The sequence below is a fragment of the Citreimonas salinaria genome, assembly GCF_900107235.1.
GTDB lineage: Bacteria > Pseudomonadota > Alphaproteobacteria > Rhodobacterales > Rhodobacteraceae > Citreimonas > Citreimonas salinaria.
Genome location: NZ_FNPF01000002.1, coordinates 266,512 through 292,381, shown reverse-complemented (window position 1 = coordinate 292,381; position 25,870 = coordinate 266,512). Strand labels below are relative to the sequence as shown.

The following is a 25,870-nucleotide window of genomic DNA, read 5'->3' as shown; positions in this document are numbered from 1 at the left end:
AAGCCGCGCCTGAAAGCCTGCGTGCCGCGGAAGACATGACCCTCGTCACTCGGTTCGCCCCGTCGCCGACCGGGCCCCTGCATCTGGGGCACGCCTTTTCAGCTTGGATGGCGCACGACCTCGCGCGCTCCGCGGGCGGCCACTTCCTGCTGCGGATCGAGGATATCGACCGGACGCGGTCGCGCGAGTCATGGGAACGCGCTATCTACGAGGATCTGGCTTGGCTCGGCATCCGATGGGACGCGCCGCCGATGCGCCAGTCGGACCGGCTTGGGGTTTACGACGACGCTTTGCGGTGGCTCTGGGCCGAGGGGCTGATCTATGCCTGCTCGTGCAGCAGGCGAGACATCGTCGCGGCCGCCAGCGCGCCTCAGGAAGGGGCGGAGCCTCAGCGCGGGCCGGACGGAATCGTCTATCCTGGTACCTGCCGTGCCTTTGCCCGGACGCCCGCGAGTCCGATGCCCCAACACACCGCCTTGCGACTCGACATGCGCGCCGCGCTCGAGCGCATTGGCGCCGATACAATCAGCTTCGACGAGATCGGCCGAGGTCAGCCTCAAAGGCGTCGGCGCCCGGCGAAGGACATGCTCGAACAGGTAGGCGACGTGGTTCTTTCGCGGCGCGACTTTCCCGGCAGCTACCATCTTTCAGTCGTTCTGGACGACGGCGCCCAAGGGATCACCCATATCGTCCGCGGCGAGGATCTGGGCGAAGCCACCTGGATTCACAGGGTGTTGCAGGACCTGTTCAGCTTACCCCGCCCGGTCTACCACCACCATCGCCTGATCCGCGATCCCGAAGGCCGGCGGCTTGCGAAGCGCGACGACGCCCGCGCCATTTCGGCATACAGGAACGATGGTCTGTCGCCGGACGACCTGCGAAAGCTTGTCGGTCTCGGCGGGAGTCCCGCCGTCCCCTGATCCCTCGGGCTTGGAGGGACGTATTCTTCAGACGGGATCCGGCCCCATCAGTTCCGTTTCCTCCCCGTCCCTGACCGCCGTAAAGAAGCACGTCTTGCGGTTCGTGTGACAAGCCGGCCCGGTCTGCTGGACGATCGCGAGAAGACAGTCGCGGTCGCAGTCGATCCGCAGGTCGACGAGCTCCTGCACGTGGCCGGAGCTTTCCCCCTTGATCCAGAGAGCGCTTCGGGACCTCGACCAGTAGGTGATCCGGCCCGTGCTCAGCGTGCGTTCGACGGCTTCGGCATTCATCCACGCCATCATCAGAACGTCGCCGGTCCCCTCTTCCTGCGCGATGCAGGGGACAAGGCCGGCCGCGTCGTAGCGGAGTGTCGAAGGGTCGAATATCTGCTGCACGCGCATGTTAAAAACCATTTTGCTCTGACGCCCGAAACCCTATCTAAGGGTCACGCTGCCGAAGGGAAAGCCATGTCCGGGGAATCCGATCTCATCAAGCTCTACTCGGGCCGAATCCTTGAGCTTGCGGCCGACATTCCCCACTTGGGCCGTCTGGACGAGCCTCAGGCGACGGTGAAGAAACGCTCGCCCCTCTGCGGTTCGACGGTGACCGTCGACGTCCAGCTGGCCGACGGCCGTGTTTCCGCGTTCGGGCAGGACGTCAAGGCCTGCGCGTTGGGTCAGGCTGCCGCGTCGGTCGTCGGGTCGGCCGTCATCGGGCGCAGCCCCGGCGAACTGGCCGAGGCGCGGGATGCGCTTCGCGCGGTCCTCAAGGAAGATGGCCCCACGCCCCCCGCTCCGTTCGACGGATTCGAGGTGCTGCGCCCGGCCGCGGCGTTCAAGAACCGTCACGCCTCGATCATGTTGTCGATCGAGGCGGCGGCAGAGGCAGCCAAGGAAGCAGAAAGCGCCAGTCAGAGCGCCTGAAGGCAAAAAAACGCCGCCTCCGGGACAGGAAGCGGCGTCAGGGACGTGTCGCAGAAGACGGCAATTCGACGTCAGGCAGACTGGACGAACCGAAGGAACGCGCATCGGGACAGGATGTGCGAACGGTGCGACACGCAGGCAAACTCAGAGAATAACGGGAATGTGCAGCGCACCATAGAAGAGGAGCGCGAGCGAAAGGCCGCCCGCCACGTCATTCCAGAATCCGGTATCGCGACGGACCAGCGCGGACTTGATGGTGTGATACATGGCGAACCTCCCTTTCAGTTTCTCATTTGTTTCACTTTGTTCACCGTCTGTAAAGAACTTTATGAGAACACTTGAGAACATATCATGTTCTCCCCAGGAACGTGACTATGCGGAAAGGGCGGCGCGCCGTGGTCAGCCGACAGAGATCAGCCTGATGGCTTCGTCCTGTCGCATCAGCCAAAGCAGCGTGCGCGCCGCCTGCCCCCTCTCGGTGACAAGGCCGGGATCGGCCTCAAGCAGGCGGCGCGCGTCGCTTTGCGCGATCGCCATCAGACCGGCCTGACGCTCGAGATCCGCTATCCTGAAACGCGGCACGCCTGACTGGGCAACGCCGATGACGTCGCCGGCCCCGCGCATCTCCAGGTCAACCTCGGCGATGCGGAAGCCGTCCTCGGTCTCGCGCAGGGTCGTCAATCTGCGCATGCCGGCCTCGCCCAGAGGTGGACGATAGAGCAGGACGCAGGTCGAGGCTGCGGTGCCGCGCCCGACCCGCCCGCGCAACTGGTGCAGCTGAGCCAGGCCAAAGGCCTCTGCTCGCTCGATGACCATGATCGACGCCTTCGGCACGTTCACTCCGACCTCGATCACCGTGGTCGCGACGAGCACCGCGGTCTTTCCCGCACTGAATCGGGCCATTGCCGCATCTTTATCCGCTGGAGGCAACTGACCATGCACCAAGCCCACCGCTCCCTCTCCCAAGGCCCCGCGCAGGTGCGCGAAGCGCGCTTCGGCAGCGGCAAGGTCCGAATTCTCGCTTTCCTCGACCAGCGGGCAGACCCAGTAAGCCTGCCTTCCCTCCGAGATCGCACCGCGCAAATGGTCCACGATCTCGGCCATCCGCTCCTCGGAAATCAGCGCCGTGCGCACGGGCTGCCGACCGGGCGGCTTTTCGTCCAGAACCGAGACATCCATGTCGCCGTATTGCGCCAGGGCCAGACTGCGCGGAATCGGCGTCGCCGTCATGACCAGCACGTCCGCCGCCTCGCCCTTACGACCCAGCTCCATCCTCTGACGCACGCCGAACCGGTGCTGTTCGTCGACGATGGCCAATCTCAGGTCGGCGAATGCCACGTCGTCCTGAAAGACCGCATGCGTGCCGACCAGTATGTCGATTTCACCGGATGCGAGTTCCGCGAGTTTCCGTGCCCTATCGCCCCCCTTGTCGCGCCCTGTCAGCAGGTCCAGCGTCACGCCGGCCGTACGCGCCATCGGTGCGAGGCCGTCGAAGTGCTGGCGGGCGAGGATCTCGGTTGGCGCCATCATGACACCCTGGCCGCCGGCCTCGACCGCGATGAGCAGCGCGAGAAGCGCGACCAGCGTTTTGCCGGATCCCACGTCGCCCTGGAGCAGGCGGTTCATGCGCTCCGGCCGCGCCATGTCGGCGCTGATCTCCTCCAGCGCGCGAAGCTGCGCGCCGGTCGGAGCAAACGGCAGCGAGGCACGGACGATTGCGCGCAAGTGACCATCACCATGCGTGATCTTCCCCGGACGGGCACGGCGGGCACGGCGCGCCAAGGCAAGCGTCAATTGATGCGCCAGCAGCTCGTCATAGGCCAGGCGCGCACGACTGATTGCACTTGCCGCAAGATCGGCGGCATTCCCGGGCGCGTGCGCGGCGACCAGCGCATCCTTCCATGCGGGCCATCCCTCGCGCGCGACGAGCGCCTGATCGATCCATTCGGCCAGTTCGGGCGTCTTGGCCAATGCGTTGGCGACGGACCTGGTCATGATCTTCTGCGTGACGCCGGCGGTCAGGGGGTAGACAGGTTCGTATTCCGGTATCGTCCCACTCTCGGACGGCTCGACCACGTGGTCAGGATGCGTCATCTGCGGCACCCCGTCGAACAACTCGACCCGCCCCGAGACCAGCCGGCGGCTGCCCGGAGGCAGGAGCCGCATCAGGTATTCCGGTCGCGCGTGGAAATACGTGATCTGGAAGCGCATCGCGGCATCGTCCACTTCGATGCGATAAGCACCGCCGCGCTTGCGCGGTGGACGATGCTGACCCACCACCACCGGGACCGTCAACGTGGCGGGCATGTCGGCTCCCCGGATCGTATCACGCACGCGGCGGTCGATGCCAGAATGCGGCAGCGTGAACAACAGGTCGCGGATCGCGTCAATTCCGACCTGGCCCAGCGCCTGCGCCGTTTTCGGGCCGACGCCGTCCAAGGTCTGTATTTCCGCGAAAAGCGGCCAAAGCCGTTCGGGTCGTCCGCTCATCTGCCGACGAGTTCCAGCCAGCCATCCTCGTCGAGCACCTCCAGCCCCAAGTCGCGCGCCTTCTTTTCCTTGCTGCCCGCGCCAGGACCCGCAACGACGATGTCCGTCTTTGCAGAGACCGAGCCGGACACCTTTGCCCCCAGCGCCTCGGCCCGGGCCTTGGCCTCGGCTCGGGTCATCCGTTCCAGCGTGCCGGTGAACACGATGGTCTTATTCGCAACGGGTGAGGCCGCAACATCCGGCGCGGCGGCATCCTCGACCTCCAGCATCGCCACGAGCCGGTCGATCGAGGCGCGCTCGGCGTCCTGGTTCATCGTCGAGACCAGTGACCGCGCCAGAACGGGTCCGACACCGTCGATCGACAGGAGCGCGTCCCAAGCTGGCCCCTCCATCGGGGCGGCGTCGACCATCGCGGACTCGAACGCGCGCCACGATCCGTAGGACCGCGCCAGCAGAAGCGAGGCCTGCTCACCCACATGGCGCATGCCAAGCGCGAATATCAACCGGCCCAGCGGGATCCGGCGCCGTTCGCGGATCGAGCGGAACAGGTTCTCGGCCGATTTCTCGCCCCACCCCTCCCGGTTCTTCAGCTGTTGCATGCCGCTCGAGAAGCGCTCCTCGAGCGTAAAGATGTCGGCAGGCTCGGAAATCCACCCGTCGGTATAGAATTGTTCAACCTGCTTGGCGCCCAGGCCGTCGATGTCGAAGGCGGCACGCGAAACGAAATGCTTCAGGCGCTCGACCGCCTGGGCCGGGCAGATCAGACCGCCCGAGCAGCGGCGTACGGAATCGCCCGGCTCGCGAATCGCATCAGAGCCGCATTGCGGGCACGCGCGCGGAAAATCGAATGACTGTGTGCCCTTCGGTCGGCGTTCGAGATCCACGTCCGCGATCTTGGGGATGACGTCGCCGGCGCGGTAGACCTGCACCCAATCGCCGACGCGGATATCCTTGCCGTCGCGAATCGGGTCTCCCTTGGCGTCGCGGCCGGCGATGTAGTCCTCATTGTGAAGCGTCGCGTTCGAGACGACGACCCCGCCGACGGTCACCGGCCGCAGTCGCGCGACCGGGGACAGTGCGCCGGTGCGCCCGACCTGGATGTCGATCCCGTCCAGCCACGTCCAGGCAAGCTCGGCCGGAAACTTGTGCGCGATCGCCCAGCGCGGGGTGGTGGAGCGGAAACCCAGACGCTCCTGCAGGTCGAGCGCGTCGACCTTGTACACAACGCCGTCTATGTCGTAGCCGAGCGTCGCCCGTCGCTTCTCGATCTGCTCGTACAGCCGCAGCATCTCGTCGACGTCCTCCGCGACCGATGTCAGCGGATTGGTGCGGAAGCCCAGCTGCGCCAGGCGCTCGATCGCATGCTTCTGCGTATCGGCAAGGCGCTCGGACACCGCGCCCCAGCCATAGGCGAAGTACTTCAGCGGGCGGCCACGCGTGACCTCGGGATCGAGCTGGCGCAGGCTTCCCGCAGCCGCGTTGCGCGGATTGGCGAAGGTCCGCCCCGCTTTTTCAGCCTCGCGACGGTTGAGCGCCTGGAAGTCCGCGTGGCTCATATAGACCTCGCCCCGGATCTCCAGCAGATCGGGCGCCCCTTCGATCCGCGTGGGGATATCGTCGATTGTAAGGGCGTTTGCGGTCACGTCCTCGCCAACGGTTCCGTCCCCACGCGTGGCCGCGCGGATCAATCGACCGCTTTCATAGCGCAGCGACAGCGAAAGGCCGTCGATCTTGGGCTCGACCGTGTAGGCCAGCGCATCATCCGCGCCCAGGCCGAGATAGCGGCGCACGCCCTTGTCGAAATCCAGCAGATCGTCGGCCGTAAACGCATTCGACAGCGACATCATGCGCACCGCATGGCGCACCTTGGAGAAGCCTTCGGAAGGCGCGGTGCCGATCCGATCGCTGGGGCTGTCCGGATGTCTGAGGGCAGGAAAGCGCGCCTCGATCGCGGCATTGCGCCGCTTCAGCCGATCGTATTCGGCATCCGAAAGCTCGGGAGCATCATCACCGTGATACACCTGATCGGCACGCGCCAGTTCCCTGGCGAGCACGGCAAGTTCTTCGCTGGCCTCGTCTTCGGTCAGCGCAGCGATCGGCTTTTCCGCCATGAACGCGTCCTCTCTCGATCATCGACCGAGTGATAGGTCCCGCCCCTTCGGAAATCCAGCGCCGAGATCAGCCGTTGGCGGCCAGACGCGCGGGATCGTCCGCGGGCTCAGGGTCACGCAGGACGTAGCCGCGGCCCCAGACGGTCTCGATGTAGTTGCTGTCGCCGGTCGCCTCGGACAGCTTCTTGCGCAACTTGCAGATGAAGACGTCGATGATCTTCAACTCGGGCTCGTCCATGCCGCCGTAGAGATGATTGAGGAACATCTCCTTGGTCAGGGTCGTCCCCTTGCGCAGACTCAGAAGCTCGAGCATCTGGTATTCCTTGCCAGTCAGGTGCACGGCCTTGCCGCTGACCTCGACGGTCTTGGCGTCCAGATTCACCGCGACCTTGCCGGTCCGGATAATCGACTGGGAATGCCCCTTCGAACGCCGGATGATCGCATGGATGCGCGCGATCAGCTCGTCCCGGTGGAAGGGTTTGGTCAGGTAATCGTCGGCGCCGAACCCGAAGCCCTTGATCTTGCTTTCGGTCTCGTCCTCGCCCGAAAGGATCAGGATCGGCGTCTCGATCCGCGCGACGCGCAGCTGGCGCAACACCTCGTATCCGTTGAGGTCCGGCAGGTTGAGGTCCAGCAGGATCAGGTCGTAATCGTACAACTTGGCGAGATCGACGCCCTCTTCTCCGAGGTCGGTCGTGTAGACGTTCAGGTTGGCGTGGCCAAGCATCAGTTCGATGCTTTTCGCCGTCGTGGGATCATCCTCGACCAACAGGATGCGCATGGGCTGTCTCCAGTCATTAACTTACGAGCTGCGACGAACCTGTCGGAAAATAGTTAACACCACCTTACCCTAACTCTCACTGCCGCAATTCCAACCTATGGTTGACGGAATTTCTGCGTCCGCGTGGTTTTTAGCGCCTCTTCCCCGTGCTGAATCGCGGCCCGAAGCCAGTGCGACAGTTCCTCCTCGCTCAGCGCATATCGCTCCATCGCCTGTTCGACCGACAGAAGCCCGTATTGCACGGCCTTCACGACCGTTGCCTTGCGCGAGGCGACCCAGCGTTTCGTGTCGGCGGCCGGAAGATCGGCGCGAGTCATGAAGGTTCCGTCGGGCAGCTTGACCGCACGAGGACCATCGACCTTCTTGAGAAACATCACAAAAACCCCGCTCCGTTGCCGGGGTCCTTGATTTCACAACGCACTTAACGGTGCCTGAACCCGCACCTTGAGAAAGCTTTGGATTTTCTTATATTCCCGGCAACTTCCGGAGAATGCCCATGCCCCTCGACGCAAGCCCGCTCAATTCGCTTGGCCTGCCCAAAGCGCCTTCCGAAACCCGCGTGGTCGTCGCCATGTCCGGCGGCGTCGACAGTTCCGTCGTGGCCGCCATGCTGAAGGAAGAAGGATATGACGTCGTCGGCGTCACGCTGCAACTGTACGATCACGGCGCGGCGCTGGCCAAGAAAGGCGCTTGCTGCGCGGGCCTCGACATTCACGACGCGCGACGCGTGGCGGACGAGATGGGTTTCCCCCATTACGTTCTGGACTACGAGAACATCTTCCGCGAGGCGGTGATCGACGAATTCGCCGACAGCTATCTGGGCGGCGCGACCCCGGTGCCCTGCATCCGCTGCAACGAGCGGGTGAAGTTCAAGGACCTGCTGCAGACCGCGCGCGATCTCGATGCGGATTGCATGGCGACGGGCCATTACATCCAGCGCAAGACCGGTGCCGCGGGGGCCGAACTGCACCGCGCAGCGGATGCAAACCGCGACCAGAGCTATTTCCTGTTCTCAACGACGCAAGAGCAGCTGGATTTCCTGCGCTTCCCGCTGGGCCACCTGCCGTCGAAGGACGACACGCGCCGCCTGGCCGCGCGCTACGGGCTGAGCGTGGCGGACAAGCCCGACAGCCAGGACATCTGCTTCGTGCCCAACGGGGACTACGCCAGCGTGATCGAGAAGCTGCGCCCGGGCGCGGCCGAGCCGGGCGAGATCGTCGATCCGGCAGGTCGCGTCCTTGGCCAGCATCGCGGCGTGATCCACTACACGATCGGCCAGCGCCGGGGTCTGGGGATCGGCGGGCTGTCCGACCCGCTCTACGTGGTGAAGCTGGACGTCGAGAACCGCCGCGTCGTGGTTGGCCCGAAGTCGATGCTGGCGACGCGGACCATTCCGGTGCGCGAAATCAACTGGCTGGGCGATGAGTCCTTCACGTCGCGAAAAGAATGGCCGCTGTCGGTCAAGGTCCGCTCGACCCGCCCCCCGCGCGAGGCGGTGCTGCGGCCGATCTCGGACACCGAGGCGGAGGTGGAGCTGCTGACCCCCGAGGAAGGCGTGAGCGCGGGTCAAGCCTGCGTGTTCTACGACCCCGAGGGCACGCGCATCTTCGGCGGCGGCTGGATCTGGCGCGGCGCCTGATCCGGCCGTCGCGGCCTAGCTGCCGGGCGCGGGTTCCTGATAGACGCCCTGCTCCTTGAGGGCGTCGACCACTTCCTTGGGCATGTAGGTCTCGTCGTGGCGGGCGAGAATCTCGGACGCCTCGAAGACTCCGTCCACGTAGCGGCCGGTGCCGACCATGCCCTGGTTCTCGGCGAAGAGGTCGGGTAGCACGCCCGAGAAGACCACCGGGACCGAGGCGCCGCCATCGGTGACGTTGAAGCGGATCCTTTCGCCGTCGCCGCGGACCAAGCTGCCTTCCTCGACCAGGCCGCCGATGCGGAAGGTTTCGGCCGCGGTGGGCGGCTCGGCCATCACCTGGCTGGGCGAGCGGAAGAAATTGATCCCGTCCTGCATGGCGTAGCCGATCAGGGCGGTCGAGCCCATCAGGGCCACGGCGGCCAGCGCCACGATCTGGATCCGGCGCTTCTTCTTGAGGGATGTGAGGGCCATGGGCTTCTCCGGGATCGTTCTGAGACGAATATAAGGGCTGGGGCCGCGACCGGAAGCCCTGCCCGCCCCGGCGGTCAATTTGCCGCTCCCTTCCGGCGGCCTTTCCCGCCAGCGCAGGTGTCCCACGGTGGGACACGAGGGCGCCTCAGAAAAATCAATGACTTGCAGGGACGGATTAACCTTTCGGCAATTTTTGGCCCTGTTTTGGTGCCCGCGGCCGGCCGCCCGCGACCGGCCGCGGGCCGCGCGTCAGGGGAAGCAGGGCGCCAGCATCAGGCCGGCCGTCTCGTCGCAGCCGAGCATCAGGTTGGCGTTCTGAACCGCCTGCCCCGACGAGCCCTTGCACAGGTTGTCGAGCGCGGCGAGCACGTTGCACTTCCCCGAAATCCGGTCGGCCACCACCCCGATATGGCAGAAGTTCGAGCCGCGCACGTGATGCGTGGACGGAGTCTCGCCCATCGGCAGGACGGTGATGAACGGCTCGTCCGCGTAGGCGGTGGCCAGCGCGTAGCGCACGGCCTCGGCCTCGCCCTTCAGGTAGGCGGTGGCAAGGATGCCGCGGTTGAACGGGGCGAGGTGCGGGGTGAACCGGATGCGCACGTCGCGGCCCGCGAGCGCGCTGAACTCCTGGTCGAACTCGCCCAGATGGCGGTGCGCGCCGCCGACCGAATAGGCGTTGGTGCCCTCGGACAACTCGGCATGCAGCAGGTTTTCCTTTAGGCTGCGGCCCGCGCCCGACACGCCGCAGGCGAGGTCGAGGATGATGTCGTCGAGGTCGACCACACCGGCCGCGATCAGCGGGCGCAATATGTACTGTCCCGTCGCGGCATTGCAGCCGGTGCCGGCGACCAGCCGCGCGGCGGTGATCTCGTCGCGGTAGAACTCGGTCAGGCCGTAGACGGCCTCGGCCTGCAGGTCGGGGGCGGCGTGGTCGTTGCCGTACCATTTCCTGTATGCCTCGGGGTCGCGCAGCCGGAAATCGGCCGACAGGTCGACGATCTTCAGGCCCTTGGGCAGCTTCGCGATGACTTCCTGGCTGGTCTTGTGCGGCAGGGCGCAGAAGCACAGGTCGATGCCGGAAAAGTCTATCTCTTCCCAGGTCACGAGGTCGGGCAGGTCGAGATGGCGCAGGTGCGGAAAGACCGCCCCAAGCGGCTGCCCCGCCTTGGAATTGGCGGCGAGCGCCGCGATGCGCATGTCGGGATGCGTGGCGATCAGGCGGATCAGCTCGGCACCCGTATAGCCCGAGGCGCCGATGATGGCGATTGTATGGGTCATTGTCTCTCCGTCTTTCGGCGGTGTGTCGCGGTTGTATCAGGCGGCGGCGAAGTCGATCCTTCGTCGCAGGAACCGCGTGGCGTGCTGCGACACCTTGAGCGGATTGCCGGTGGTCAGGAAGCCGGATTCGCGCCCCTGCCCCAGCATGCCGGGGTGGCGCGACAGGTAGTCGGCCAGCGATTCGGCCACCAGATCGGCCTGGCTGTAGACCGAGACGTCGGGCCCCAGAGCGTCCTGGAAGACCTCCTGCATCAGCGGGTAATGCGTGCAGCCCAGGATCGCGGCCTGGGGCTGGGGCATCTTGCGCTTGAGCGCATCCACGTGGGAGCGCACCAGCGCCTCGGCCAGGATCATGTCGCCCTCCTCTATCGCGTCAACGAGGCCGCCGCAGGCCTGCGCCTCGACGTCGACGCCGATGGCGCGAAAGGCCAGTTCCCGCTGAAAGGCGCGGCTGCGCACGGTGGCGGGCGTGGCGAACAGCGCCACGTGCTTCACGGCGACCTCGCGCGGGGGGGAATTGTCGCCCCATTGCCGTTCGGTCAGCGCCTCGATCAGCGGCACGAAGACGCCCAGCACGCGCTTGTCGCGCGGCACCCAGGTCTCCTGCATCCGGCGCAGGGCGGCGGCGCTGGCGGTGTTGCAGGCCAGAATCACCAGGTCGCAGCCGGCGGCGAACAGACGCTCGGTGGCGGCCACGGTCAGGGTGTGGATATCGTCGGCCTCGCGCACGCCGTAGGGCGCGTTCCGGCTGTCGGCGAAGTAGACGAAGGGCACGTCCGGCAGGCGGCGCGCCACCGCGTCCAGCACGGTCAGGCCGCCCAGCCCCGAATCGAATACGCCTACCGCCATTGTATCCCTCGCGCGCTGACCGGCGCCGCATGTCGCGGCGCCGGGTTCAGCGCATAGGCGGTTTCGCGGGGAAAATCCATCGCCTCGCGTATCGGTCGCGCGTCACTCGGCGGCCTTGGCCATGCCCGCCCCGCCCTGCCGCAGCACGGCGAGGATCTCCTCGCGGCGCTTCTCGGCCTGGGCGGCGTTCTTTTCCTTGACGGGCCCGAAGCCGCGGATCGACAGCGGCAGTTCGGTTAGCGCGATCAGCGCGTCGCGGGTCTCGGGGCGGGCCTTGGGCAGCCATTCGGCCATGTCGGCTTCGTACTGCGCGATCAGGGCACGCTCCATCCGGCGCTCGGCGCTGCGGCCGAACGGGTCGAGCGGCGTGCCGCGCAGCACCTTCATCGGCGCGAGCAACCGGAAGGCGGTCAGCATGCGCGGGCCGAAGGTCTTCTTGACCGGCCGGCCGTCCGAGCCCGTCTTCGACATGACCGGCGGGGCGAGGTGGAAGGTCATTCTGAAGTCGCCGTCGAACTGGGCGCGCGCCTTCTCACGGCTGTCGAGATGCAGGCGCGCAACCTCGTATTCGTCCTTGTAGGCCAGGAGCTTGTGATAGCCCTTGGCGACCGCCTCGCGCAGGGCCGGATCGTCGATGCCGTCGACCATCGCGCGGTAGCGTTTCGCGAGGCGACGGCCCTGGTATTTCGTCAGGTGGTCGGCGCGGAAGGCGATGCGCTCCTCGGTGGTCTTGGGCTTCTCGACCACGTTCGGCGTCAATACGCGAGCGGCGTCCTCGGGGCACAAAGCCGCCCAGCGGCCCAGTTCGAAGGCGCGCAGGTTGCCCTCGACCGCGGCGCCGTTGAGGCGGATCGCCTCGGCGATGGCGTCGTAGGTCAGCGGGACGAGGCCGCGCTGCCAGGCCGCGCCGAGGATCATCATGTTCGAGAAGATCGAGTCGCCCAGCGTGGCGCGGGCGAGATCCGAGGCGTCGAACAGCGTCAGGCGGTCCCTGACCTTCGCCTCGATCGACAGCTTCAGGCGGTCGGTGGGAATGGTGAATTCCGTGTCGCGGGTGAAGTCGCCGGTGATGATCTCGTGGCTGTTGACCACCGCGCCGCCGGTGCCGGGACGCATCAGGCCCAGCGTCTTCGCGCCGGCGCTGACCACGAGGTCACCGCCGATCAGCGCGTCGCCCTCGCCGGTGGCGACGCGCACGGCGCTGATGTCCGAGGGTTGATTTGCCAGGCGCAGGTGGATGTGCACCGCGCCGCCCTTCTGGGCGAGGCCGGCCATCTCCATCATCGCGGCGCCCTTGCCGTCGATCTGCGCAGCCTGCGCCAGCACGGCGCCGATGGTCACGACGCCGGTGCCGCCGACGCCGGTGACGATCATGTTCCAGGTCGATTGTATCGCCGGCAGCGTGGGCAGCGGCATGTCGGGCAGGGTGACATCGGTGGTGGCGGACTTCTTGGGTTTCGCGCCCTCGAGTGTCAGGAACGAGGGGCAGAAGCCCTTGAGGCAGGAATAGTCCTTGTTGCAGCTCGACTGGTCGATGGCGCGTTTGCGACCAAGCTCGGTCTCGACCGGAACGATCGAGACACAATTCGATTGTACGCCGCAATCGCCGCACCCTTCGCAGACGTCGGTGTTGATGAACACGCGCTTGTCGGGATCGGGGAACTGCTTGCGCTTGCGGCGGCGGCGCTTCTCGGCGGCGCAGGTCTGGATGTAGACGATGGCCGACACGCCCTCGATCTGGGTGCAGCGCTTCTGCACGGACTCCATCTCCGAGCGTTCGAGGATCTCGACCTCGCGCGGGTAATCGGCGCGTTCGACCGGCTCTTTCTCGTCGTGCACGACGAAGACGGTCTCGACGCCCATGGCGCGCAGCTCGGCCACGATGCGCTGCGGGGTGAGCCCGCCTTCGTTCGGCTGGCCGCCGGTCATGGCGACGGCGTCGTTGTAGAGGATCTTGTAGGTGATGTTGGTGTTCTGGGCGAGTGCCGCGCGGATCGCCAGCGAGCCCGAGTGATTGTATGTCCCGTCGCCCAGGTTCTGGAACACGTGGTCGCGCTTCGAGAACGGCGCCTCGCCGACCCAGTTGACGCCCTCGCCGCCCATATGGGTGAAGCCGGTCGTCTCGCGGTCCATCCATTGTACCATGTAGTGGCAACCGATGCCGGCATAGGCGCGCGAGCCGTCGGGCACCTTGGTCGAGGTGTTGTGCGGGCAGCCCGAGCAGAAGTACGGCAGCCGGGCGGCCAGTTCCTCGGAATTGTCGGCCTTCTGCGCGTCGTCGATCGCCTGCAGGCCGGCCTTGACGCGGTCGGTGCCGCGGCCCTCCTCGATCAGGATGTCGCCTAGCTTGCGCGCGATCCAGACCGGGTCGAGCGCACCGCGCGTGGGGAACAATTCCTCGCGGTGCATGCCGCCGGCGCCGCCCTTGTACCAACCGTAGACGCGGTAGCGGTTGTCGTCGAACAGCGCCTCCTTGATCTGGATCTCGATCAGCTTGCGCTTTTCCTCGACCACCACGATCAGGTCGAGCCCCTCGGCCCAGTCGTGGAAGCCCTGCATGTCCAGCGGGAAGGTCTGGCCGACCTTGTAGGTGGTGATGCCCAGCCGCTCGCACGCTTCGTCGTCGAGACCCAGCAGCGACATGGCGTGGACCAGGTCCAGCCAGTTCTTGCCGGCCGAGACGAAGCCGATCTTGGCACCCGGCTTGCCGTGCATGCGCTTGTCCATGCCGTTGGCGCGGCTGAACGCCTCGGCCGCGTAGCGCTTGTAGTCGATCATCCGCGCCTCTTGCGCGTGGGGCGTGTCGCCCAGGCGGATGTTCAGCCCGCCCTGCGGCATGTCGAAGTCGGGCGTCACGATCTGCATTCGGTCGGGGCGGCCGTCGACCACGGCCGTCGCCTCGATCGTGTCCTTCATGGTCTTGAGACCGACCCACAGCCCCGAGAACCGGGACAATGCGTATCCATACACGCCGTAATCCAGGATCTCCTGCACGCCGGCGGGCGATACGATCGGCATGTAAGCGTCGATCAGCGCCCACTCGGATTGGTGCAGCACGGTCGAGCTTTCGCCGGTGTGGTCGTCACCCATCGCCACCAGCACGCCGCCGTGTTTCGACGAACCGGCCATGTTGGCATGCTTGAAGACGTCGCCCGACCGGTCGACGCCCGGGCCCTTGCCGTACCACAGGCCGAAGACGCCATCGTGCTTGCCCTCGCCGCGCAGCTCGGCCTGCTGGCTGCCCCAGAGCGCAGTGGCGGCGAGATCCTCGTTCAGCCCCTCGCGGAACAGGACGTCGGCGGCCTCGAGGTGCTTCTTCGCGCGGGTCATCTGCAGGTCGACTGCGCCAAGGGGCGAGCCGCGGTACCCGGTGACGTAGCCCGCGGTGTCGAGGCTTGCGGCCACGTCGCGCGCCTTCTGCATCAGCATGAGGCGCACCAGCGCCTGCGTGCCGTTCAGCAGGACCGTGTCCTTGCTCAGGTCGAACCGGTCGTTCAGCGAAATCTGCGGTTTGCTCATCTGCGTCTCCCTGCGCCCTGAGGGGCGCCAATGTACGGATTTTAGCATGAAATTTAGGTCATAATATCTGACCTGCATAGAATTATCTGGTGCATTCACGGCATTGTTGCGTAAACGGGGCCACACATCGCCCGCGTTTCGTACCGGCGGGCTCAGCATGAAAAAAGTTGTGCATATGGACTGGGACAAGCTTCGAATCTTTCACGCGGTCGCCGACGCCGGCAGCCTGACCCATGCGGGGGACACGCTGCACCTGTCGCAATCGGCGGTGTCGCGGCAGATTCGCGCGCTGGAAGAGATGCTCAACACGACCCTGTTCCACCGCCACGCGCGCGGACTGATTCTGACCGAGCAGGGCGAGCTGCTGTTCGAGGCCACGCAGGCGATGATGAAGCGCGTCGAGGCCGCCACCGCGCGCATCCGCGACAGCGAGGAAGAGGTCTTCGGCGAGCTGAAGGTGACGACCACGCACGGCTTCGGCGTGCTGTGGCTGGCGCCGCGCCTGGCCAAGCTCTACGAGAAGTTCCCCGACCTGAAGATCGACCTGATGCTCGAGGAACGCGTGCTGGACCTGCCCATGCGCGAGGCCGACGTGGCCATCCGCATGAAGGAGCCGAGCCAGGCCGACCTGATCCGCAAGCGGCTGATGAGCATCCGGATGCGGCTTTACGCGACGCCCGAATACCTGGCCGAGCGCGGCGAGCCGCGCATGCCCGCCGACCTGACGAACCACCGGCTGATCTGCCAGAACCCGCGCTCGGCGCAGGTGACGGCGGGCCTGAACCTGGTGCAGCAGCTGCTGACCTTCGACATCCAGTCGATGCTGACGGTGAACAACTACTTCGGCGTGCTGCAGGCGGTGCTGTCGAATCTCGGGATCGGCGTGCTGCCCGACTACATCATCGAGGACTTCCCCTCGGTGGTGCGCGTGCTGCCGGATGTCGAGTCGGTCGAGGTTCCCGTCTTCCTCGCCTACCCCGAGGAGCTGCGCCAGTCCAAGCGCGTGTCCGCCTTCCGCGATTTCGTGCAGGAGGAGATCATCGCCCACCGGAAATCGCGCAAGGCGATGGGCGCGGATTGATCCGATTCTGCACGTTATGGGCGAACGAATTGTGTGGTATGCACAACACGCATGGCGGCCATGCCACACTGTCAGGCCGATTTGCCTTGATCGTGCGTGGATCGATGGCATATCCGGCACATGAACGATGAAGCGCTGAATTGCGCGTCATCTTCATACCTCCCTGTTGGACTTCGGCCGAGCTTTGTGCTCGGCCTTTTTTTTCGCCCGTGGGTTGCACGGGCCCGCCGGGCGGCCGCGTCCCCGGAGGCGGTGCGGCAAGGTGCGCGACAGGCGGGCTTTTCTCGACGGCGGGCTTGGCATAGAGAACGCGCGACACGGACCCGAGGATTGTGCCCGCATGACCGAACCGGCCATCACCGAAACGCTGATCGACGCGCACGGGATCAGACCCGAGGAATACCAGCGAATCGTGGACCTGCTCGGCCGCGCGCCCAGCTTCACCGAGCTGGGCATCTTCTCGGCCATGTGGAACGAGCATTGCTCCTACAAGTCGTCCAAGATCCACCTGCGCAAGCTGCCCACGACCGGTCCACAGGTGATCTGCGGCCCCGGCGAGAACGCGGGCGTGGTGGATATCGGCGACGGGCAGGCGGTGGTCTTCAAGATGGAGAGCCACAACCACCCCAGCTACATCGAGCCCCACCAGGGAGCGGCGACGGGCATGGGCGGCATCCTGCGCGACGTCTTCACCATGGGCGCGCGGCCCGTGGCGGCGATGAACGCGCTGAGCTTCGGCCTGCCCGAGCATCCCCGGACCCGCCGGCTGGTGCATGGCGTGGTGGAAGGCATCGGCGGCTACGGCAACGCCTTCGGCGTGCCCACGGTGGGCGGCGAGGTGCGCTTCGACGCGGCCTACAACGGCAACTGCCTGGTCAACGCCTTCGCAGCCGGGATCGCGGACACGGACAAGATCTTCTACTCGGCGGCGTCAGGCGTCGGACGGCCGGTCGTGTACCTTGGCGCGCGCACGGGCCGCGACGGCGTCGGCGGCGCGACCATGGCCAGCGCCGAGTTCGACGACTCGATCGAGGAAAAGCGACCCACCGTGCAGGTGGGCGACCCGTTCACCGAAAAGCGCCTGATGGAGGCGTGCCTGGAGCTGATGGCCACGGGCGCGGTGATCTCGATCCAGGACATGGGCGCGGCGGGGTTGACCTGCTCGGCCGTCGAGATGGGCGACAAGGGCGGCTTGGGCGTGCGGCTCGACCTCGACCGCGTGCCCTGCCGCGAGGACGGCATGACCGCCTACGAGATGATGCTGTCGGAAAGCCAGGAGCGCATGCTCATGGTGCTCGACCCCGCGAAGGAGGCCGAGGCGCGGGCGGTCTTCGACAAGTGGGACCTGGACTTCGCCATCGTGGGCGAGACCATCGCCGAGGACCGCTTCGTCGTCATGCATGGCGGCAAGGTGATGGCGGACCTGCCGCTGAAGGCGCTGTCGGGCACGGCACCCGAATACGACCGCCCGTGGGAACCGACGCCGCCGGCCGCGCCCCTGGGCGAGGTGCCGCAGGTCGACGCGCTCGACGCGCTGAAGGCGCTGCTGTCCAGCGCCAACCATTGTTCGCGCGCGTGGATCTACGAGCAATACGACAGCCAGGTGATGGCCGACACGGTGCGCGGACCGGGCTACGGCGCGGGCGTGATCCGGGTGCACGGCACCGATAAGATGCTGGCCTTCACCTCGGACGTGACGCCGCGCTACGTGGCGGCGAACCCGGTCGAGGGCGGCAAGCAGGCGGTGGCCGAGGCGTTCCGCAACCTGGTCGCCGTGGGGGCGAAGCCGCTGGCGACCACCGACAACCTGAACTTCGGCAACCCCGAGAAGCCCGCGATCATGGGCCAGTTCGTGGGTGCGCTGGACGGGGTCGGGCAGGCCTGCGTCGCGCTCGACATGCCGATCGTGTCGGGGAACGTGTCGCTGTACAACGAGACCGGCGGCAGCGCAATCCTGCCGACGCCGACCATCGGTGCCGTGGGCCTGATCGCCGCCGGCGAGACGCCGATCCTGGGCCTGCCGCGCGAGGGCGACGTGGCGCTGCTGCTGGGCGAGAGTGCCGGCCACCTGGGGCAATCCGCGCTGCTGGCCGACGTGCTCGGCCGGGCCGAGGGCGACGCCCCCCCGGTCGACCTGCAGGCCGAGCGCCGCAACGGCGACTTCGTGCTGGCGCACCGCGACTGGATCCAGGCCTGCACCGACCTGTCGGATGGCGGGCTGGCGATGGCGGCGTTCGAGATGGCCGCCGCCGCGGGGCTGGGCGTTCGCATCGACATCGACGACACCGCGCAGCTGTTCGGCGAGGACCAGGCGCGCTACCTGATCGCCTGCAGCTTCGACGCGGCCGAGGCGCTGATGGTCAAGGCCGGACAAGATGGCGTGCCCCTGGTCACCGTGGGCCGCTTCGGCGGAGACGCCGTGCGGCTGGGCGGGGCCGAGGCACCGCTGGCCGAACTGGCGGGCCTGCACCGCGACGCGCTCGAGCGGCTTTTCGACTGACAATCATCGCTCCACGGGGTCGGGCGCCGGCCTGACCGCGTGGGGCCGGTACGAACGGATCGGTACGCATCGCCGGGCACATTGAGTCGTTGCATTTCGGCGCATCACGGCACCGTGCGGCTTCGCCGCGCTTGGCGCGGGCGCGCAGGCACCCCATATTCAGGCCATGCTGAAGTTCACCCCGATCCTTCTGGCGATCCTGTACGGCTACGCGATGTACCGCTTCTCGGCCTGGCGCACCGCGCGCGAACTCGACGAACGGTCGACTGAACTGGCCGATCCGCGGCTGAAGAAGCTGACGGACCGCATGGCCGCCGCGCTGGACCTGCAGCGCATCCGCGTGAACGTCTACGAGATCGATCCGGTCAACGGGCTGGCCGCACCCGACGGACGGATCTTCATCACGCGCGGCTTCTTCCGGAAGTACCAGAACGGCGAGGTCTCGGCCGAAGAGATGGCGAGCGTCATCGCGCACGAGCTGGGCCACGTGGCCCTGGGCCACTCGCGGCGGCGCATGATCGATTTCTCCGGCCAGAACGCCCTGCGCACGGCGCTGGCGATGGTGCTGTCGCGGTTCCTGCCGGGCATCGGCATCTGGATCGCCAACGGGCTGATGTCGCTGCTGGCCGCGCGGCTTTCACGCTCGGACGAATACGAGGCGGACGAATACGCCGCCGCCCTGCTGACCAAGGCGGGCATCGGCGTCGAGCCGCAGAAATCGCTGTTCCGCAAGCTCGAGGCGCTGACCAATTCGCGCAGCGGAGCCGTACCCGCCTGGCTGATGTCGCACCCGAAGACCGAAGAGCGCATCGCCGCGCTGGAAAAGCACCAGCACCGCTGGCGGGTGGATTGAAGCCGGACCGCAGGCGTTAGCCGCACGATCGAAGCGCGACCCGCATGATCGCGGGCCCTTCGCGCACGGTCGAACAGGGTGTTCCTTGGCTGTCTCGGCCCGGGCTACAGCGTCGCGTTGATGCCGCCGCCGTCCAGCAGCACGTTCTGCCCGACCATGAAGCCCACGCGCTGCGAGCACAGGAAGGCGCACATGGCGCCGAAATCCTTCGGGTCGCCGTAGCGGCGCGCGGGCAGCGTTTCGCGGCGCTTCGCGCGCGCCTCGTCGAGCGTGATCCCCTCGCGCTCGGCCACACCGCGGTCGAGCTGATCGGCGCGGTCGGTGGCATGGATGCCCGGCAGCAGGTTGTTCACGATCACCCCGTGCGGCGCGACCTGCCGCGCGGTGCCCGCCACGTAGCCCGTCAGCCCGGCGCGGGCGGAATTCGACAGGCCCAGCTGCGGGATCGGCGCCTTGACCGACTGGCTGGTGATGTTGACCACCCGGCCCCAGCCGCGCTCCATCATCGGTGGCATCAGCGCGGTCATCAGCGCGATCGGCGCCAGCATGTTGGCGTCGAGCGCGGCGATGAAATCGTCGCGCGTCCAGTCCTGCCACAGGCCCGGCGGCGGGCCGCCCGCGTTGGTCACGAGGATGTCGATGGCGCCCGCCTGCTCCAGCACGCGCGCGCGGCCGTCCTCGGTCGTGATGTCGGCGACGATCGCGGTGACCTGCACCTGGTATCGGTCGCGGATCGCTTCGGCGGTGGCGGTCAGCGCGTCCTCGCCGCGGGCGTTCAGCACCAGGTCGACGCCGGCCTCGGCCAGCGCCTCGGCACAGCCGCGGCCCAGCCCCCTCGACGACGCGCAGACCAGCGCCCGTTTTCCGCGAATGCCCAGATCCATGCCGCTCTCCCCATGCGTCCCGGTGCCGGCGAATGGCCGGATGTGCGGCCATAAGAAGCCACATTCCAATGACATGCAAACGGCGATACGCTGCGGCAGAGGGAGCATGGGAATGATCGGGGCGAAGGGTGCTGCGCGGACTCTGATGGCACAGACGCTGATGGTCCTCCCGGGTGCCGCGCTGTTCGTGGTCGACGGTGCGAACCTCGGCGACACGCTGGCCCCCGCAGACGAGATGCAGCCCTGCGACATCTACCGGCTGGACCCGCGCCAGGCCACGCCGCGCGCGCTGCGGGTTCTTGGCGCAAAGCCGTTCGTCATCGCCGAATACAGCCCCGCGGGCCGGCCCGGCGGCCTGCTGCACTTGGATTGCTGCGCCACGCTGATGGCCGCCGACGGCTCCACCGCCGAAATCCTGGTCCTGGTCGAGACCGACCCGGAGGGCCTGCTGGTCGCGGTCTACGCCCTGCCGCTGGCGCCGCTGCAGCCGGGGCGCGACTACGCGCTGATCGGCACCGACGGCGACGCGCTGGCGCGCTACGCACGGGCGGCCTGCGTGTCCTTCACGCGCGGCACGCGGATCACGCTTGCCGGCGGCGCGCAGGTCCCGGTCGAGGCGCTGAGCGCCGGCAGCCCCATCCTGACCCGCGACGACGGGCCCCAGCCGCTGCGCTGGATCGGCCACCACACCGTGCGCGCCACGGGCCCCTTCGCGCCGATCCGCATCCGCGCCGGCACCCTGAACAACGAGGGCGACCTGATCGTCAGCCCCGACCATCGCCTGCTGGTCTACCAGCGCCGCGACGCGATCGGCGCCGGCCGGGCCGAGGTCATGGTGCGCGCGCGCCAGCTGGTCAACGGCGACAGCGTGGCGCGGATCGAAGGCGGCTTCGTCGACTATTTCCGGATGCTGTTCGACCGCCACCAGATCGTCTACGCCGAGGGGATCGCGGCCGAGTCCATGCTGGTGGACGAGCGCACCAGCGCAGCCCTGCCCGATGCCGCCGAGCCGGGCCTGCTGCTGCCTGCGCATCGCCATAGCGCGGCCGGCGGGTTCGAGTTGGGCGAGGGGCCGCTCGACCCCGACGCGGCCGACCGGCTGCGCCGCGCCTCGCTGGGCTGAGGAGCCGGGCTGGCCGTACGGAATGGCCTCGAACGGGCAGGAATGACGCAGCGGGCGTGATGCTCCCGCCGTCGGCGCCCGCTTGCCAAGCCACCCGGGCGGGCCTATCAGGCGGCCATGCTCGACACGCCCCAGAACCGCCCTTCCCTGCCGGCCGAGATCGCCCGGCGCCGGACCTTTGCCATCATCTCGCATCCCGATGCGGGCAAGACGACGCTGACCGAAAAGTTCCTGCTGTATGGCGGCGCGATCCAGATGGCGGGACAGGTGCGCGCCAAGGGCGAGGCGCGGCGCACGCGCTCGGACTTCATGCAGATGGAGAAGGACCGCGGGATCTCGGTTTCGGCCTCGGCCATGTCGTTCGATTTCCGGCAGTTCCGGTTCAACCTGGTGGACACGCCGGGGCACAGCGACTTCTCCGAGGACACGTATCGCACGCTGACGGCGGTCGACGCGGCGATCATGGTGATCGACGGCGCCAAGGGCGTCGAATCCCAGACCCGCAAGCTGTTCGAGGTCTGCCGCCTGCGCGACCTGCCGATCCTGACCTTCTGCAACAAGATGGACCGCGAGGCCCGCGACACGTTCGAGATCATCGACGAGATCCAAGAGAACCTGGCCATCGACGTCACGCCCGCAAGCTGGCCAATCGGCATGGGTCGCGACTTCCTGGGCTGCTACGACATGCTCAACGACCGGCTGGAGCTGATGGACCGCGCCGACCGCAACAAGGTCGCGGAAACGATCCGGCTGGAAGGCCTCGACGACCCGAAGATGGCCGAGCACGTGCCCGCCCATCTGCTCGAGCAGCTGCGCGAGGAGGTCGAGATGGCGCGCGCCCTGCTGCCCGCGCTCGACCCGCAATCGGTTCTCGAAGGGCACATGACGCCGATCTGGTTCGGTAGCGCGATCAACAGCTTCGGCGTTCAGGAGCTGATGAACGGCATAGCCACCTATGGCCCCGAGCCGCAGCCGCAGGCCGCGACCCCGCGCCAGATCGCGCCCGAAGAGGACAAGGTCACCGGCTTCGTGTTCAAGGTGCAGGCCAACATGGACCCCAAGCACCGCGACCGGGTGGCCTTCGTGCGGCTTGCCTCGGGGCATTTCAACCGGGGCATGAAGCTGACGCATGTGCGCTCGAAGAAGCCCATGACGGTGTCCGCGCCGGTGCTGTTCCTGGCCTCGGACCGCGAACTGGCCGAGGAAGCCTGGGCCGGCGACATCATCGGCATCCCGAACCACGGCCAGCTGCGCATCGGCGACACGCTGACGGAAGGCGAGGCGCTGAAGGTCACGGGCATCCCCAGCTTCGCGCCGGAACTGCTGCAGAATTGCCGCGCAGGCGACCCGATGAAGGCCAAGCACCTGGAAAAGGCGCTGATGCAATTCGCCGAGGAAGGGGCCGCCAAGGTGTTCAAGCCCGCCTTCGGATCCGGCTTCATCGTGGGGGTCGTGGGCGCGCTGCAATTCGAGGTTCTGGGCAGCCGGATCGAGATGGAATACGGCCTGCCGGTGCGCTTCGAGCCGTCGCAGTTCACCAGCGCGCGCTGGGTGCATGGCCCCAAGGCGGCGGTCGAGAAGCTGATCGCCGCCAACAAGCAGCATATCGGCCACGACAACGACGGCGACGTGGTCTACCTGACGCGCCTGCAATGGGACATCGACCGGATCGAGCGCGACTATCCCGACGTTACGCTGTCGGCGACGAAGGAAATGTTGGTCTGAGGCAAGCGGCGTGCCGCTCGGGTCCCGGCCCTTCGCGCCCGAGGCGCGTGGGCCGGGACCGCGCCTATTCGCAGAAGCGGATCCGGTTGCCGAAGGGATCGGTCACCTCGACCTGAAGTCCCCAGGGCATCCGGTCGAGACCGGGGCGATTGTTTCGATTGGGCCGCGCGAGGATCTCGTCGTGGAAATCCTCGATCCCGGTCATCCTGACGAAGGCGGTGCTGCCGGGCGTGGCGTCGCCGTGATGCTCCGACAGGTGCAGCACGAAGCCCGCGCGCTGCACGCCCATGTAGAGCGGCAGCTCCGGCGCGAAGCGGTGCTCGAAGCTGACCTCGAAGCCCAGCCAGTCGATGTAGAAATCCCGGGCCTTCGCCTCGTCGTAGCTGCGGAAGATCGGGGCGGTTTCGAGAAACGAGATCGGCGCCACGTGGTCGCTCCTGTGCCGTGCCCGCGCGGATATTGCGAAGCCCGCGCGACCTGTCAACACCGCAGGGGGATCGATCCGCCCTGCGCGGGAGACGCGAGGCGCATCCGCGGAACCACCAGGACGGACCCGAGAGGCGCCCCCCGAACGAAAACCGCCCCGCCCTAGAGGGCGAGGCGGAAGGCCTTAGCGACGCGTCGCGCGGTTACTGGCGCAGCAGCGGCGTGATGCGGCGGACGGCGGCGCGGCGGTTGCGCACTTCGGGGCCCGTCGTCTCGACCAGCAGGTCGGATTCGCCGTAGCCCTGAAGGACCATGTTCGACGGCGGCACGTCGAAGTACTCGGTCAGCGCCAGCGCCACCGATTCCGCGCGCCGGTCGGACAGAGCGAGGTTGTAGGCGGCGCTGCCCACCGCGTCGGTGTGGCCCTCGATCAGGAACACCTCGTCGGGGTCGCGCTCGATGATGCGCCGCATTGCGTTGCCCAGCGCGGCCAGCTCCTGCGCCTCGGACGGAGGGATCGCCGCCGAGCCGGTCGGGAAGTTGATCGTGTCCACGGCAATCTCCGGCGCCAGCTCGCGCACGGCGTCGATGTTGCGGATCTGATTGAGCGAGAAGGTGCGGTTCACCCCCTGCGGCGCGTTGGCGGCGAGCGCGGCCATCAGGTCGTCCTCGGTGACTTCCCGGAAGTTGTAACGCGGGCCGTCATCGACCTGCGGCAGGGTTGCGACGTCCACGCTCTGATACTGCTGCGTGTCGTCGAAGAGAACGACTTCGGTGCCGTCGGGAAGGGTCCGGGTGCGGCGCAGCACGCGGCCGTCCGCGGCGCGCACGGTCTCGACGGTGGTGCCGTCGTCATAGGTGATGACCTGGCGGGTCGAGCCGTCGTCGTACCGGTAGGTCTGGACCTCGGCGCCGGGGCGGCGCAGCAGGACGTCGTCGTTGCGCAGCACGCGCAGCTGGCCCTCGTCCTCGATCACGATGCGGTCGCCGGTGTTGGACACCACCCGCTCGTTGCCGCGCAGGATCTCGCTCAGCGCGACCGCGCCGAGGCCCAGCAGAGCGGCGTTGCGCAGGGTGTTGTCGTTGTCGTCGTCATCGTCGTCGTCCGCGCGGGCGCTTGCCCGTTCATCGTCCGAGGAGGTGGTTTGGAAATCCTCGGAGGATTGGCGCACGTCCTCTTCGCCGACGACCTCTTCGGAAACTTCGGCCTCGGCCGACGTGTCCTCGGCCGCGGCGGCCGCGGCGGCGGCGGTTGCAGCTTCGTCTTCGGCCAGCGCGTCGGCCTGTTCCTGCGCATCGACCGGTGCCACGTCGGCGGGGCCTTCCGTGGTTTCGGGCGCGTCCTCGTCCGTCGCGGTGTCGGCTTCGGCTTCTGCCTCGGCCTCGCCTTGCGCTTCGGCACCGGTCCCGGCTTCGGCGCCGGTCGCGGCATCCGTCTCTTCTTCGACGGTCTCGTCGGTTGTTGCCTCGGCCCCTTCCTCGAGCGCGCGCCGCAGGTCGTCCTCGGACACGTCCGCGTCGGTCGCTGCATCGGCCTCGGCTTCCGCCTGCGCATCGGCCTCCGCCTGCGCCTCGGTTTCAGCGTCGGTCTGCACCTCTGCTTCAGCGCCCGTCTCCGCTTGGGTTTCAGCGTCAGTTTGCGAATCGGCCTCGCCGCCTTCCTGCGGGGCGGCCTCGGCCTCACCGGCGGCCGCCTCTGCTTCAATCGCGCCCTCTGCCGGAGCCTGCGTGTCCTCTTGGGCCGCTTCGTCCGCCGGAGTCTCGGTGGCCTGTTCGGCCGCTTGATCGGCCGGAGCCTGCGTGGCCTGGTCGGCTGCTTGGTCTGCCGGAGCCTGCGTGGCTTGGCCCGCAGCGTCGGCCCCGCCGGCCGCAGCACCCTCGGCTGCCTCGCCGGCCGAGCCTTCCTCGGCCGGGGCCCCGGTTTCGGCTTCGCCTTCCGCATCGGAAGCCTCGGCCGCGCCGGACTCGGCCAGCCGCTGGACCGTGTCGCAATCGAGTTCGCCGGCGAGGCCTCCGAGGTCGAGCGACCCCGCCAGGTTCTCGGGGATGGTACCGGTTTCCTCGCACGCAGCCAGCAATTCGTCGATCCGGGACTGCGCGCCTTCGGGCAGACCGACTTCGCCGAACGTGGATTGCTGCGCCGAAAGCGGACCCGACAGGGCCAGCGACAGGGCAAGGGTGGATGCGATTGTGCGGTCGGCGCGCGGCATGGCGGACTCCTCTGGCTTGTACCTTTTCGCAGCAACAACGCCCGGACCCGAACTTGGTTTCCATGCGGATGCTGCCCGAGGATAAA

General features: G+C 67.3%; 21 protein-coding genes. 8 read left to right on the top strand and 13 right to left on the bottom strand.

All coding sequences use genetic code 11. The features are described from left to right. The first annotated feature begins 35 nt into the window (after positions 1-35). Positions 36-920, top strand: a complete 885-nt coding sequence (gluQRS, locus tag BLW27_RS03795) for a tRNA glutamyl-Q(34) synthetase GluQRS (RefSeq protein WP_089879440.1) — start codon at positions 36-38, stop codon at positions 918-920. A gap of 27 nt (positions 921-947) precedes the next feature. Here gluQRS and hisI read toward each other — a convergent pair whose 3' ends face one another. After that, positions 948-1,322 (bottom strand): phosphoribosyl-AMP cyclohydrolase, encoded by a 375-nt coding sequence (gene hisI / locus BLW27_RS03790; RefSeq protein ID WP_089879437.1) that lies wholly within the window; start codon positions 1,320-1,322, stop codon positions 948-950. Between the two features lie 66 nt (positions 1,323-1,388). Here hisI and BLW27_RS03785 point away from each other — a divergent pair, with 66 nt between their 5' ends. Beyond that, positions 1,389-1,844, top strand: coding sequence for an iron-sulfur cluster assembly scaffold protein (locus tag BLW27_RS03785; RefSeq protein ID WP_089879433.1), 456 nt, complete (start codon positions 1,389-1,391; stop codon positions 1,842-1,844). Positions 1,845-1,988: 144 nt separating this feature from the next. Here BLW27_RS03785 and BLW27_RS21915 read toward each other — a convergent pair whose 3' ends face one another. From BLW27_RS21915 to sciP, 5 genes are all read right to left on the bottom strand, one after another. Continuing rightward, the gene (locus tag BLW27_RS21915; protein ID WP_281242710.1) at positions 1,989-2,111 is read right to left on the bottom strand and encodes a hypothetical protein; all 123 of its coding nucleotides are present in this window, start codon (positions 2,109-2,111) and stop codon (positions 1,989-1,991) included. A gap of 132 nt (positions 2,112-2,243) precedes the next feature. Next, on the bottom strand, positions 2,244-4,334 hold the full coding sequence (gene recG / locus BLW27_RS03780; RefSeq protein WP_089879430.1) for an ATP-dependent DNA helicase RecG: 2,091 nt from the start codon (positions 4,332-4,334) through the stop codon (positions 2,244-2,246). After that, positions 4,331-6,445 carry an NAD-dependent DNA ligase LigA gene (gene ligA / locus BLW27_RS03775; RefSeq protein WP_089879426.1) on the bottom strand — a complete coding sequence of 705 codons (2,115 nt, stop codon included), beginning with the start codon at positions 6,443-6,445 and terminating at the stop codon, positions 4,331-4,333. Before ligA ends, recG begins: the two co-directional genes overlap by 4 nt. A 67-nt stretch (positions 6,446-6,512) precedes the next feature. Further along, on the bottom strand, positions 6,513-7,226 hold the full coding sequence (gene ctrA / locus BLW27_RS03770; RefSeq protein ID WP_089879424.1) for a response regulator transcription factor CtrA: 714 nt from the start codon (positions 7,224-7,226) through the stop codon (positions 6,513-6,515). A 95-nt stretch (positions 7,227-7,321) separates the two neighbouring features. Then, positions 7,322-7,600 carry a CtrA inhibitor SciP gene (gene sciP, locus BLW27_RS03765; protein WP_089879421.1) on the bottom strand — a complete coding sequence of 93 codons (279 nt, stop codon included), beginning with the start codon at positions 7,598-7,600 and terminating at the stop codon, positions 7,322-7,324. A 122-nt stretch (positions 7,601-7,722) separates the two neighbouring features. Between sciP and mnmA the strand changes: the two genes are divergently transcribed. Continuing rightward, positions 7,723-8,865 (top strand): tRNA 2-thiouridine(34) synthase MnmA, encoded by a 1,143-nt coding sequence (gene mnmA / locus BLW27_RS03760; RefSeq protein ID WP_089879417.1) that lies wholly within the window; start codon positions 7,723-7,725, stop codon positions 8,863-8,865. A gap of 15 nt (positions 8,866-8,880) precedes the next feature. Here mnmA and ccmE read toward each other — a convergent pair whose 3' ends face one another. From ccmE to BLW27_RS03740, 4 genes are all read right to left on the bottom strand, one after another. Next, positions 8,881-9,336, bottom strand: coding sequence for a cytochrome c maturation protein CcmE (gene ccmE, locus BLW27_RS03755; RefSeq protein ID WP_089879414.1), 456 nt, complete (start codon positions 9,334-9,336; stop codon positions 8,881-8,883). Between the two features lie 249 nt (positions 9,337-9,585). Then, positions 9,586-10,614 (bottom strand): N-acetyl-gamma-glutamyl-phosphate reductase, encoded by a 1,029-nt coding sequence (gene argC / locus BLW27_RS03750; RefSeq protein ID WP_089879411.1) that lies wholly within the window; start codon positions 10,612-10,614, stop codon positions 9,586-9,588. A gap of 36 nt (positions 10,615-10,650) precedes the next feature. Further along, positions 10,651-11,463 carry a glutamate racemase gene (murI, locus tag BLW27_RS03745; RefSeq protein WP_089879408.1) on the bottom strand — a complete coding sequence of 271 codons (813 nt, stop codon included), beginning with the start codon at positions 11,461-11,463 and terminating at the stop codon, positions 10,651-10,653. A 102-nt stretch (positions 11,464-11,565) separates the two neighbouring features. Then, positions 11,566-14,982, bottom strand: coding sequence for an indolepyruvate ferredoxin oxidoreductase family protein (locus tag BLW27_RS03740; protein WP_089879406.1), 3,417 nt, complete (start codon positions 14,980-14,982; stop codon positions 11,566-11,568). A gap of 175 nt (positions 14,983-15,157) precedes the next feature. Between BLW27_RS03740 and BLW27_RS03735 the strand changes: the two genes are divergently transcribed. The 3 genes from BLW27_RS03735 to BLW27_RS03725 all read left to right on the top strand — a co-directional run bounded on the left by BLW27_RS03735 (position 15,158) and on the right by BLW27_RS03725 (position 19,416). Continuing rightward, positions 15,158-16,063 carry a LysR family transcriptional regulator gene (locus tag BLW27_RS03735; RefSeq protein ID WP_089879403.1) on the top strand — a complete coding sequence of 302 codons (906 nt, stop codon included), beginning with the start codon at positions 15,158-15,160 and terminating at the stop codon, positions 16,061-16,063. A gap of 340 nt (positions 16,064-16,403) precedes the next feature. Further along, positions 16,404-18,563: a phosphoribosylformylglycinamidine synthase subunit PurL gene (gene purL / locus BLW27_RS03730; RefSeq protein ID WP_089879400.1), complete on the top strand. Its 2,160-nt coding sequence runs from the start codon at positions 16,404-16,406 to the stop codon at positions 18,561-18,563. A 166-nt stretch (positions 18,564-18,729) separates the two neighbouring features. After that, positions 18,730-19,416 carry a M48 family metallopeptidase gene (locus tag BLW27_RS03725; protein ID WP_089879397.1) on the top strand — a complete coding sequence of 229 codons (687 nt, stop codon included), beginning with the start codon at positions 18,730-18,732 and terminating at the stop codon, positions 19,414-19,416. Positions 19,417-19,520: 104 nt separating this feature from the next. On the opposite strand, the gene BLW27_RS03720 is transcribed toward BLW27_RS03725, so the two are convergent. After that, positions 19,521-20,300, bottom strand: coding sequence for an SDR family oxidoreductase (locus BLW27_RS03720; protein ID WP_089879393.1), 780 nt, complete (start codon positions 20,298-20,300; stop codon positions 19,521-19,523). Positions 20,301-20,412: 112 nt separating this feature from the next. On the opposite strand from BLW27_RS03720, the gene BLW27_RS03715 reads away from it, so the two are divergent. Next, positions 20,413-21,423 (top strand): Hint domain-containing protein, encoded by a 1,011-nt coding sequence (locus tag BLW27_RS03715; RefSeq protein WP_245710762.1) that lies wholly within the window; start codon positions 20,413-20,415, stop codon positions 21,421-21,423. A 117-nt stretch (positions 21,424-21,540) separates the two neighbouring features. Continuing rightward, positions 21,541-23,148, top strand: coding sequence for a peptide chain release factor 3 (locus BLW27_RS03710; RefSeq protein ID WP_089879390.1), 1,608 nt, complete (start codon positions 21,541-21,543; stop codon positions 23,146-23,148). A 64-nt stretch (positions 23,149-23,212) separates the two neighbouring features. On the opposite strand, the gene BLW27_RS03705 is transcribed toward BLW27_RS03710, so the two are convergent. Next, a complete protein-coding gene (locus tag BLW27_RS03705) occupies positions 23,213-23,575 on the bottom strand; it encodes a glyoxalase superfamily protein (RefSeq protein WP_089879387.1) in 363 nt (120 codons plus the stop codon). A 202-nt stretch (positions 23,576-23,777) separates the two neighbouring features. Further along, a complete protein-coding gene (locus BLW27_RS21910) occupies positions 23,778-25,784 on the bottom strand; it encodes an OmpA family protein (protein ID WP_089879384.1) in 2,007 nt (668 codons plus the stop codon). Between the last annotated feature and the right edge of the window lie 86 nt (positions 25,785-25,870).